This is a genomic window from Streptomyces sp. NPDC007896 (assembly GCF_042959425.1).
GTDB lineage: Bacteria > Actinomycetota > Actinomycetes > Streptomycetales > Streptomycetaceae > Streptomyces.
Genome location: NZ_JBIBKX010000019.1, coordinates 206,202 through 215,915 on the forward strand (window position 1 = coordinate 206,202; position 9,714 = coordinate 215,915).

At 71.4% G+C, this 9,714-nt stretch carries 8 protein-coding genes and 2 pseudogenes; 3 read left to right on the forward strand and 7 right to left on the reverse strand.

Features of this window, described 5'->3' with window-relative positions; all coding sequences use genetic code 11:
- Positions 1-53: 53 nt before the first annotated feature.
- The 3 genes from ACFZDJ_RS44135 to ACFZDJ_RS44145 all read right to left on the reverse strand — a co-directional run bounded on the left by ACFZDJ_RS44135 (position 54) and on the right by ACFZDJ_RS44145 (position 3,984).
- Positions 54-1,307 (reverse strand): hypothetical protein, encoded by a 1,254-nt coding sequence (locus ACFZDJ_RS44135; protein WP_248297244.1) that lies wholly within the window; start codon positions 1,305-1,307, stop codon positions 54-56.
- A 330-nt stretch (positions 1,308-1,637) separates the two neighbouring features.
- The gene (locus tag ACFZDJ_RS44140; RefSeq protein WP_391067799.1) at positions 1,638-2,357 is read right to left on the reverse strand and encodes a DUF4232 domain-containing protein; all 720 of its coding nucleotides are present in this window, start codon (positions 2,355-2,357) and stop codon (positions 1,638-1,640) included.
- Between the two features lie 217 nt (positions 2,358-2,574).
- A complete protein-coding gene (locus ACFZDJ_RS44145; protein WP_391067802.1) occupies positions 2,575-3,984 on the reverse strand; it encodes a protein kinase in 1,410 nt (469 codons plus the stop codon).
- 251 nt (positions 3,985-4,235) lie between these two features.
- On the opposite strand from ACFZDJ_RS44145, the gene ACFZDJ_RS44150 reads away from it, so the two are divergent.
- Positions 4,236-5,771 carry an amidohydrolase family protein gene (locus ACFZDJ_RS44150; protein ID WP_391067805.1) on the forward strand — a complete coding sequence of 512 codons (1,536 nt, stop codon included), beginning with the start codon at positions 4,236-4,238 and terminating at the stop codon, positions 5,769-5,771.
- A 93-nt stretch (positions 5,772-5,864) separates the two neighbouring features.
- Here ACFZDJ_RS44150 and ACFZDJ_RS44155 read toward each other — a convergent pair.
- The 4 genes and pseudogenes from ACFZDJ_RS44155 to ACFZDJ_RS44170 form a co-directional block, all read right to left on the reverse strand.
- Positions 5,865-6,254: pseudogene (locus ACFZDJ_RS44155) on the reverse strand (L-lysine 6-monooxygenase); the annotation flags it as partial.
- Positions 6,255-6,318: 64 nt separating this feature from the next.
- On the reverse strand, positions 6,319-6,876 hold the full coding sequence (gene ssuE / locus ACFZDJ_RS44160; RefSeq protein ID WP_390937012.1) for an NADPH-dependent FMN reductase: 558 nt from the start codon (positions 6,874-6,876) through the stop codon (positions 6,319-6,321).
- The gene (locus ACFZDJ_RS44165) at positions 6,771-7,151 is read right to left on the reverse strand and encodes a hypothetical protein (RefSeq protein ID WP_390937043.1); all 381 of its coding nucleotides are present in this window, start codon (positions 7,149-7,151) and stop codon (positions 6,771-6,773) included. The genes ssuE and ACFZDJ_RS44165 overlap by 106 nt, the downstream gene beginning before the upstream one ends.
- Positions 7,034-8,317: an NtaA/DmoA family FMN-dependent monooxygenase gene (locus tag ACFZDJ_RS44170; protein ID WP_391067808.1), complete on the reverse strand. Its 1,284-nt coding sequence runs from the start codon at positions 8,315-8,317 to the stop codon at positions 7,034-7,036. Before ACFZDJ_RS44170 ends, ACFZDJ_RS44165 begins: the two co-directional genes overlap by 118 nt.
- Before the next feature lie 151 nt (positions 8,318-8,468).
- Between ACFZDJ_RS44170 and ACFZDJ_RS44175 the strand changes: the two genes are divergently transcribed.
- Together ACFZDJ_RS44175 and ACFZDJ_RS44180 are read left to right on the forward strand one after the other, a co-directional pair.
- Positions 8,469-9,020, forward strand: a complete 552-nt coding sequence (locus ACFZDJ_RS44175) for a sigma-70 family RNA polymerase sigma factor (protein WP_390937016.1) — start codon at positions 8,469-8,471, stop codon at positions 9,018-9,020.
- Between the two features lie 245 nt (positions 9,021-9,265).
- A pseudogene (locus tag ACFZDJ_RS44180) lies at positions 9,266-9,714 on the forward strand (hydrolase); the annotation flags it as partial.

Genomic DNA, 9,714 nt, shown 5'->3' on the forward strand with positions numbered 1-9,714 from the left:
CCACGCGCGCCCGGCCGCGGTCGTGTGCGGAGTTGTAGCCGACGTCCGAGTCGTCAGGAACTCGCCGTGGCCGACTGCGAAGCCGCCGTGCCCAGGAACTCCGCCCAGCCGCCGAGGGGCGACTGCCCGGGGTTGAGGGTGCGCAGCTTGCGCAGTACGGCCGGGTCCTGGGCCTCCAGCCACTGGACGAGCTGGCGGAAGGAGACCAGGCGCACGTCGTCGTGCCCGGCGATCTGCTCGATGGCCTGCTCGACCGCGTCCATGTATATCCCCCCGTTCCAGCGTTCGAAGTGGTTGCCGATGAAGAAGGGGGCGCGGTTGCTCTCGTAGGCGCGACGGAAGCCGGCGAGGTAACTGTCGCGGGCCTGGGTACGCCAGGCGTCGTACATGGACTTGTCCCCGAGCGGGTTGGCGTGGGACTGGTTGGCCATCAGGTTGTAGTCCATCGACAGGACCTGGAAGGAGTGGCCGGGGAAGGGTATGGACTGCAACGGGAAGTCCCAGACCTTGCCGCCCTGGACCTTGCCGGGCCACATCTGCAGGCCGCCGGGGCTGCTCGCGTCGTACTTCCAGCCGAGGGCGGCGGCGGTCGGCAGCAGGTTGGACTGGCCCTCAAGGCACGGGGCGCGGCCGCCGATCAGCTCCTTCTCGTAGTCGAAGGGGAACGGTTCGAGGTCGGTGAAGCCGGTGTTGGTCTTCCACTCGGTGACGAACTTCTTCGCCTGCGCGATCTCACTGCGCCACTCGGCGGGGGACCAGCGGCGCACCCCGTCCGCGCCGCAGAAGTGGCCGTTGAAGTGGGTGCCGATCTCGTGGCCCTCCAGCCACGCGGACCGGATCTGCTGGATCGTGGAGTGGATGTGCCGGTCGGAGAGGTAGCCGATCGCGGAGGCGCCCACGGGGTGCTGGGGCGGGCTGTAGAGGTGCTTCTTCGACTCGGGCAGCGTGTAGATGCCGCTGAGGAAGAACGTCATCGAGGCGCCGTGGTCGGCGGCGACCTTACGGAAGCGGGAGAACAGCTTGTTGCTGAGCTCGCCCGCGCCGTCCCAGGAGAAGACCACGAACTGCGGCGGGCGCTCGCCCGGCTTCAGCCGCTCGGCCTTCGGCTGCTTGGGCTGGGCCCCGGTGTCTGCGGTGGAGCCGTCGCCGATCAGCTTCGGCTTGGGGGACTTGCCGCTCGTGTCCCCCTTGCCGCTGCTGCCCACGGACCAGTCGTTCGCCGAGCAGGCGGAGAGCGAGCCCAGGCCGCCCAGTGCGCCCGCGGTTGCCGTCGCGGCCAGCAGATGCCTGCGTGAGATGCCGGTCATGTTGAACCCCCGATGTCCTTGATCCGGCTCCCACCCGCGGGCGGGAGCTTCCGTTCCTGTGACGCGCCGCTCTGTGGGGTGCGTCAAACGGTGTGATGCGTGGATCGTCGGGAAAGGTCGCCGGGATCGGCACGTGTTGCTGTTCCGTGACAAACCGTTCCCGGCGACTGAGGGGGGAGCCTTGGGGAGCGAGTCCTCGTCGCCGACCTCGCCGACCTCGCCGGCGCTCGCTACAACTCGGTACGCCCGCAGCAGTTCCCCGCCCCGCCGTCTTCGTGACTGATGGCGGGGCGGAGGAAAGCGGGCCGGCGGAGAGCGGGACGGGTGGGGTCAGGCACCGGTGCCTGACTGGACGACCGTCAGGGACACCGAGGAGGCGTTTCCGGACACCGGTACCTCGCCCCCCTGCCACGCCACCTTGAGCGGGTCCCGCTCGTCGGGCGGCGTGACGATCAGCGTGGCGGGTGTCGCCGTCTTCGCGCCGCTGATCTCCGGATTGGAGAACGTCAGCCCCGCCCACGCGCTCCGCCCCGGCGTCAGCGTGACCGTCGTCGGCGTACCGGAGGAACGCTTCGGGTCGGGCCCGAGCTGCTTGCCCGACGCGTTGACGAAAGCCGCCCCGGGGAAGCCGCGCAGGGTGCAGGTGCGGTGGGAGATGTTGGTGAGGACGACGGGGAAGTTCTCCTGACCGGCGCCCGGATTGTTGGCGCCGACCGTCGCGCGCAGTTCCGAGGTGTGGCACCGGGTACTGCCGGACGAGCCGCTCCCGGTCGAGGACGAGTTCGAGGTCGACGACGAGTTCGAGGCCGCTGCCGAGGGCGTGGAGGATCCGGTCGGGGCGGCGCCCGTACCGGTGGTGTCCGTGGTCTTGTCGCCGGAGGCCGGCTCGGCCGTGCCGGAGAGCTTCTGCGGAGGACTGGCGGCGCCGTGGTCGGTGCCGCAGGCCGTGAGCAGGCTGAGCAGCGCGACACCCGCGACCAGCGCTGCCCTGTGGGTGGGGGAGGACGGGCGGCGGACGGGAACCGCGTCGCCGGGCCGGAAGGTCGCCATGTCAACACTCCTTGGAATTCACCGCACGCGCGCTGACTCGGCGTGCGAACGGCGCTCTGTGCTCTGTGCTCCGTCACCAGTGTCCGATGCTCGGGCACGCGAAAAAGTTCGCGGACCGGATGCGCGATTTCCGCGGATCCCGGAACGGCGACCGTGATCCGGGCCTCGCGGGCCCCGGCGCCGCTCGTCAGTCTCCCGCTCGTCAGTCTCCCGCTCGTCAGTCTCCGGCCCGTATGGAGCCGAGTACCCGGTCGGTCGTCGTGGCGTTGCCGGCGGTCTGGCGGATCTGGACGTACAGCTGTGGCTGCTGGTTCCCGCCCGCCGAGCCCGCCGAGCCCGCCGAGGTGAGCCCCGCCTCCGTGAGCGAGCCATGGCTGCCCGGACAGGCGTTCCAGGTCCGGACCAGCCCGTGCCAGCGCGTGCCCGTATAGGTGCGGCTGCCCTCGTAGTGGCAGTCGGTGTGGGCGATCGCCCCGACCCTGCCGCGCACGTCGCCGTGTTCACTCAGGCCGACGAACACCCCGTCCACGCCCGAGCGCAGGTTCTGCCACTTCGCCAGGTCGTCCGCGACGGCGAGACCCGGCTCGTGCGTGTCCGGCAGTCCCACGGTCCGCGGATTCCACCCGGAGTCGCGCAGTTGACGGCCCCACCCGTGCGGAACCTCGACCGAGACCTGTCCGGAGGCGTCCTCGACCGTCACGGGCAGGGCGTCGGACCGCCGGGTCACGAGCGCGGCGGTCACACCGGCCGCGCCGACCACGACCGCGGCGGCCACGGCCACCAGTACGGTCCGCCGACGGCGCCGGGGCACGCGGACCGCCCCCATCGACACCTGTTCGGCCAGTCGTTCCAACTCCACGGCCAGGCTCAGCGCCGTGGGCCAGCGGCGCTCGCGGTCGGGTTCCATGGCGCGCAGCAGCGCCCGCTGCACGTCCGGGGCCAGATCCGTACGGAGGCGCTCGGGTCGTACGACCTTGCCGGGCGGCCCGGGGACCGACCCCGTGACCAGGTGGTAGCCCAGGGCGCCGAGGCTGTACACATCGGCCCGCGCGTCGATGCCCGAACCGGGCTGGGCCTGCTCGGGCGGGGTGTAGCCCGCGGAACCCGCCGCCATCGTCAGCCCGGAGGCCTGCGCCAGGCTCTTGGCGAGCCCGAGGTCGGCGAGCAGGACGCGGTTGGCGCCGCCGGACGAGGTGCGCAGCAGTATGTTGGACGGTTTGATGTCGCGGTGCACGATCCCGGCCTCGTGCAGCGCGGCCGCGCCCCGCGCCGCGAGGGCCGTCAGGCGCAGTGCCTCGGCGATGGGCAGTGGCCCGGCCTCGATCCGGTCGGCGAGGGTGCCTCCGTCGGCGTACTCCATGACGAAGTAGGGCCTGCCGTCGGGGAGTTCACCGATGTCGTAGACCTGGACGACCCGGTTCGAGTCGGCCTTGCGCAGCAGCCGGGCCTCGGAGAGGAAACGTTCGCGGACGTCGAGGTGGTCGGCCCAGTTGTCGGACAGTACCTTCAGGGCTACGACGGCCTCGAGCACCTCGTCGTGGGCGAGCCAGACGACGCCGAAGCCACCCGCGCCGAGACGCCGGTCCAGACGGTAGCGGCCGATCCGATCGAGGGGACCCCTCAGCATGGACGGCCCGCCGGAAAGCCCGTGAGCCGGTGGGTTCGACCACGGTCGAGATGGCCTGGCATCTGTTCACCAGCGGGCATTTGCTCTCCAGGGCGGGGCGGATGCCACGAGCGCGGCGCTGTGGCCGCTGTCCTTGGACAGGTTGCTGCTCCTGGCAACGGTCGGGCAGTTGAAGCCTACCGGTCACGTCGGCAGCCGAGCACGCGCAGGACGGGGGAGGATCAGAGAGGTACGTCGCAGATGGAGGCTTTATGGCGGACTTCGTAAGCGCTCGGCGCGGGCTCCCAGGAGGAGACCTGCCCCCGGCGACCGCGCTGATACTCGACCGGGTGCGGCTCGGCGCGGGTGGACCGCTCGCCCGCCTGCGGGTGGCGGGCGGCAGAGTCACCCATGTCGTCGCGGAGGAGGGCACCGGGGGGCGAGCGATGCCGGCCGGCGGTGAGCGGGTCCTCGATCTGGAGGGACGGGTGCTGCTGCCGGGCTTGTGGGACGCCCATGTCCACATGAGCGAGTGGGCGAGCGCCCGTCACCGGCTCGACCTGTCCGGCACCGCCTCCGCGCGGGCGGTGGCCGACATCGTGCGGGAACGCGGGGCGTCCGACGGCACGGTGCTCTTCGGGTACGGGTTCCGGGACGGGCTGTGGCCCGACGCCCCGCACAAGCGGCTGCTCGACGCGGTCCTGCCCGACCGGCCGGTCGCCCTGGTCAGCGCCGATCTGCATGCCGCATGGCTGAACTCCGCCTGCCTCGCGCTGGTCGGCCGGGGCGACCATCCCAGCGGCCTGGTCAGGGAACACGAGTGCCACGAGGTCCTGTCCGCCCTCCCGGCGGCGCCGGCCGAGGTGGTCGACGGCTGGATCGCGGACGCCTGCGAGGCCGCCGCCGCGCGCGGGGTCACCGGTGTCATCGACTTCCAGTACGGCGACACGGTCGTGGACTGGGAGCGGCGCTCGGCCGAGTCCCCGCCCGCCGTGCGGGTGGCGGCCGCCGTCTACCCGAGCCGCCTGGACGCGGCAGTGGAGCGCGGACTGCGCACGGGAGCCGAACTCGGTGTGGGTGGAGGGCTGCTGCGGGTGGGCCCGCTGAAGCTCTTCACCGACGGCTCGCTCAACACCCGTACCGCCCTGTGCCGCGATCCCTATCCGGGGCTGGCGGGCACGGACGGTTCCCACGGTATCGAGGAGACGTCACCACAGGAGCTGGTGCGGCTCATGCGGCGCGCCGCCGCGCACGGAGTCGAACCAGCGGTGCATGCCATCGGTGACCGTGCCAACACCGTGGCCCTGGACGCCTTCGAGGCGGTGCGCTGCCGCGGCCGGATCGAGCACGCGCAGTTGCTGAGCCCCGAAGACCTCCCGAGATTCGCGCGGTTGGGCGTGACGGCTGGGGTGCAGCCCCGGCACGCGACGGACGACCGTGATGTGGCGGACCGGCACTGGGTCGGGCGCACCGAGCGGGCCTTCGCCTACGCCGATCTGCTGGCCGCCGGGGCTCGTCTGGAGTTCGGTTCGGACGCCCCGGTCTCGCCGCTCGACCCCTGGCTCGCCATCGCGTCGGCCGTCAGCCGTACCGATGACGAGCGCCCCGCGTGGCACCCGGAGCAGCGCCTGTCCGTCCCGGACGCGCTCGTCGCGGCGGCCCGCGGGCGCCGGCTCATCAGGGTCGGTGACCCCGCCGACCTGGTGGTCGTGGACGTGGACCCGCTGAAGGCCGACACGCACACGCTGCGCACGATGCCCGTGCACGCCACGATGACGGACGGCCGCTGGACCCATGGGCCGTACTGACGCCCGGATGCAGGACCTGGGGCGTGTTCGGAGGTGAACCTCAGGGCCCGGACGGAATCGTGCGGTCCGGGGCCCCGGGGGGTTCTGGTGGGGTCAGTCCGCGGTCCGCCCGGTCGGCGCGGAACGGTGGATCTCGTCCGCCCGGACCGCGACGGTCGACAGCAGGGTGCTGGTCAGTCCGTGGGTGTGCTCGGTTCCGCCCTGGAGGTAGAGGCCGGCGGTCACCTCCGGCGCCGTCTCGACCCGGTGGTCCCGGCCCACGCGAATCGCGTCCCCGTCGTCCCTGAGGCAGAGCTTGGCCGCCTCGCCGAGCAGTGGAGCGAGGTCTCGGGGCCGGTAGCCGGTGGCGAGCACGAGCACGTCGGCGGGCAGCACCTGCCGCTCGCCGGTGGGCGGGAACTCGACGGCGATGTCGAGGCCCCCGTCGGTATCGGGGTCGACGGCCCGGACGCGCGAGACGTTGAGGAGGCGCAGTCGCTCGTAGGAGTTGGGGCGAGACCGGGCCAACTGGCCGTCGTCGATGGTGATTTCGGTATTCGGTATCGGATCACCCCGTGGGCGCGAGTGCGGTCGTGCGGCCTCCCAGCGCGGCGGAGAAGTGGTCCGTGACCTGCTCCAGTGCCGTGGCGGCAGCGGGCGCGACGGTCAGTGTGCCGTCGTCGCCGACGGTGACGTCCTTGTCGAGCGTGAACCAGCCGGGCACGATGTGCGAGGCGCCCCTGGAACCCAGCACCGGACGCAACGCGTAGTCGATGGCCAGGACATGGGCCGTGCTGCCACCGGTGGCCAGGGGCAGCACCGTCTTTCCGGTCAGCGCGTACTGTGGGAGCAGGTCGAGGAGCGACTTGAGCAGGCCCGAGTAGGCGGCCTTGTACACGGGCGTGCCGATCACCACCCCGTCCGCCTGTTCGAACAGGGCCCTGGCGGAGGCGATCGCCGGATGCTGGAAGTCGGCGCCGAGCAGCGCCTGCGCGGGGAGGGTGCGCACCTCCAGCGGGGTCACGTCGTGGCCCTGGAGACGGAGCCGGTCGTCGAGGTGACGCAGTAGTCGTGTGGTGCGGGAGGTGGGGGAGGGGCTTCCGGAGACGGACAGGATCGAGGCCATGACGGGACCTTCCGGGATCGGGGTTCACAAGTACCGAGCGGGCGGGCGGTTGCTCCCCAGGTGCTCGACCGCACCGTGATCAGCGGCCGCAGTTCGTTGCGCAGCGTTTCCAGGAAGGTGACGACCTCGGCCGCCACCGAGCGGTGCTGGAGGTCGTTCAGGACATCGTGGTGGGCGCCGTGGACGACCGAAAGGCGGGCACGGGGCAGTGACTTCGCCGTGTGCGCGAGCGCCTCGTGGTCGGCGAGAGGATCGGCGTCGCCGATGAGGAGCAGGGCCGGGACGGCGGCTGCGCTGTCGTGGGCCGCGGTGAGCACCGCGTCCGGTATCGCGTCGTCGAGCGATCCGCGCCGTACCTGGGGGTCCTGGGTGAGCGTGCCCCGGTGGGCGGGGCACGCGGTGCGTACGTCGAGCTCGTCGTCCCAGCTGCCGGCTGTGGCGGCGGCACCGGCGACCTTGGCCTGAGCTGCGCGGCACCCGTGCGCCCGCCCTTCTCGGCGCGGTGGGCGACCTCCGGGAAGGGCGCGTCCAGGTCGTGCGCGCTGAAGTCGTACGCCCCGAAGGAACGGCCCAGCAGAGCCAGGTTGCGGTCGAAGTCGTCGTCCTCCTCGAAGATCTCCCGCTCGCGATGGCGGGCCGCTTCGTCGGTGGCGGCGACGACCGGGCCGCCGTGGATGAGGATCTTGACGTGGTCGGGGTCGCGGCCGTAGGCGGCGGTGCGCTTCTTGATGTCGGCGTAGTAGCCCCGCGCCTGCTCCAGGATGCCCCCGGGCGCGAAGACGCCCTCGGCGACTCGCGCGGCGAGATCACGGCCCTCCTCGGACACCCCGGCCTGGAAGATCACCGGCTGGCCCTGCGGGGAGCGGGAGAGGTTCAGCGGCCCCGCGATCTTGAAGTGCTCGCCCGCATGGTCGAGGTCGTGCAGCTTGGCCGGGTCGAGGAACACGCCCCGCTCGACGTCGGCCGGGAACGCGTCGTCCTCGTAGGAGTCCCACAGCCCCCGCGCGACTTGCACGAACTCCAGGGCACGGCCGTAGCGGGTGGTGTAGTCGAGGTGCTCGTCGATCCCGAAGTTCCGCGCAGTGCCGGTGTCGAAGCTGGTCACGACGTTCCAGCCGGCCCGCCCGCCGCTGATGTGGTCGAGCGAGGCGAACCGGCGGGCGAGGTTGAAGGGCGAGTTGTACGTCGAACTCGCCGTGCCCACCAGGCCGATGTGCCGGGTGTGGGTGGCGACGGCCGACAGCAGGGTCAGCGGCTCCAGGCGGTTGAGATAGTGCGCCGGGTAGGTGGAGTTGATGAACTGGCTGTCGACGATGAACAGGGCGTCGAACAGGGCGTGTTCGGCCGCCTGGGCCAGCCGGATGTAGTAGTTGATGTCGATGCTGGCGTTCTTCGCGACACGGGGGTTCTTCCACAGGCCGTGCTGGCCGGGGCCGCCCACGCCGTAGGGGTGGAGCGCGACGCTGAACTCCCGGTCCGGCCGCTCTCAGGGCCGTTGGGCCAGGAAGCCTCCCGTGCCGCCCGAGAACAGGCCGAGGCAGTCCATGCAACTATGATGCCTGGCCTCTGATCGACACCGAGGGGAGCACCCAGTGCAGGACGCGGCGGCGACCGAGGAGCTCGCGTTGCATGCGGCCTCGGGCGATCCGGAATCCCTTGACCTGCTGCTCCAGGGGATCCGACCGGAGGTCGTGCGGCGCTGCGGGCGCTTCCTGCCCTGTCGCGAGGACGCCGAGGAGGCGGCGCAGGACGTCCTCCTCCAGGTGGCGCGGAAGATCACCTCATTCGAGGGGCGCAGCCGGTTCAGCACCTGGCTCTACACGGTCGTCGCCAACTGCGCCCGTCAGAAGTACCGCGAGCTGAAGCGGCGGGCCGCCGAACAGCCGGACGTCATCGACGCCTCGCAGCACGTCGACCCGCGCACCACGAGCGTGATCGCCGGATCCCGCATCGACCTCCTGGAGGCGCTGGAACGCCTGGAGCGCGAACACCCGCATCTGGTGGCGCCGTTGGTCTACCGGGACATCTGCCAGCTGGAGTACGCCGAGGTCGCCGAGCGCGTCGGCATTCCGCTCGGCACGCTCAAGTCCCGGCTGCACGAGGCGCGCAAGCAGGTCAGGCCCTGGCTGGTCGACGCGTCCTGACGGATCACCGGGCGACTGCCGGGGTCAGTCACCGCGCGAGTCGTCAACTGGCCGGAATTCTGCCCCGGTTGTGGCGCAAGGTAAGAGGTTGATGATAAGTCGCGGCAGGGTCTCCCGGCGGCCTTGATCATGTCTGTACTGTCCACCGTTGTGTCGGACGGCAGTCGTTCAACGGCCGTTCTACGCGCGCAGATCGGCGCCCCGCACCGCCCCTTCCCCCGCCCCCACCCATGGAGGAATGCCGGATGCTCACCCCCACAAGGCCCCGCCACAGACTCGCCGTCGCCCTCACCGCGCTCGGCGTGCTGCTCACGGGAGCCGCGCTCCAGACGACCACCGCCGCCCCCGCGCACGCGGCCACCACCCATCGCGTCCTGTTCGACAACGGCCACGCGGAGACGGCGGGCAACGCCGACTGGATCATCTCCACCAGCCAGCCGAACCCGCTGAACGAGGACTCCTCGCCGTCCTCCGAGACCGACTGGACGGGCGCGCTCTCCTCGTGGGGCGTGGCCCTGCAGAAGACCGGCGACTACAGCCTGGACACGTTGCCTTCGGGCTCCAAGCTGACGTACGGCGGTACCTCGGCCACCGACCTGTCGAACTTCGACACGCTGGTGCTGCCCGAGCCCAACACGCTCTTCACGACCGCGGAGAAGACCGCGATCATGACGTTCGTGAAGAACGGCGGCGG